Raw genomic sequence first — 801 nt, 5'->3', positions numbered from 1 at the left:
TTCGTCTGCCCTGTGGCGGGGTGCTGGAGGTGCTGGTGGAAAACCTGCCGGCCGATTGCGAAGTGCAGGCGCATCTGCGCGCCTTGGCTGGTGCGTTGCAGGGCCAGCGGCGGCTCTTGCGCGAGGTGAGCCTGCCTGACGGCACGCGCCGGCTCAGCGACGACTCGTGCCAGGGCCCAAGGGTCGAACGTGATAGCACCCGTGTGCGTCTGCGTGTGGGCGCTGCCCAGCGGCTGCTGTTGGCGGGGTATTCCAGCGTTGCGCATTATTGCGCCGAGTTCGGCAAAGGGCTGGGTTTTGAAGTCATCCTCTGCGACCCGCGTGACGAGGTGCTCGAAGGCGTGGTGCTGGACGGCGTCGAAGTGCGTCGCGAGTTGCCGTCAGAATTCATCGCCAACGGTGGTTGCCATGCCGACACGGCAGTGGTTGCATTGACCCATGACCCCAAAATCGATGACTTGGCCATGCTTGAAGCAGTGCGTACCGAGGCGTTTTACATTGGCGTGATGGGCTCGAAGGCCACCTCCGACAAGCGTCGCGAACGCCTGCAGCGCATCGGTGGCCTGGCCAGCGGCGAGCTGGCGCGCATCCACGCACCGATCGGCCTCAACCTGGGCAGCAAGACCCCGGCAGAGATCGCCCTGGCAGTGCTGGCCGATATTCTGCGCATGCGTAACGGCATCGAGCGGGCGGCGCTGTGAGTATCGTTGCGCTGGTGCTGGCGGCGGGCAGCAGCGTGCGTTTCGGTGGCGACAAGCGCCGGGCCACGTTGGGCGACGGGCGCAGCTTGCTGGTGCATAG

General features: G+C 65.8%; 1 protein-coding gene and 1 pseudogene. Both read left to right on the top strand.

Going from position 1 to position 801, the window contains the following annotated elements:
• Positions 1-701 (top strand): XdhC family protein (locus tag BLX42_RS14690; protein WP_161872050.1); only part of this gene is annotated, 701 nt, incomplete at its 5' end.
• A pseudogene (locus BLX42_RS26925) lies at positions 698-801 on the top strand (nucleotidyltransferase family protein); the annotation flags it as partial. The gene BLX42_RS14690 and the pseudogene BLX42_RS26925, both read left to right, overlap by 4 nt.

Origin of the sequence: Pseudomonas sp. SG-MS2 (assembly GCF_009933855.1) — a bacterium.
GTDB lineage: Bacteria > Pseudomonadota > Gammaproteobacteria > Pseudomonadales > Pseudomonadaceae > Aquipseudomonas > Aquipseudomonas putida_E.
The sequence above is the reverse complement of the archived record's forward strand: the minus strand, read 5'-3'. Positions and strand labels throughout refer to the sequence as shown.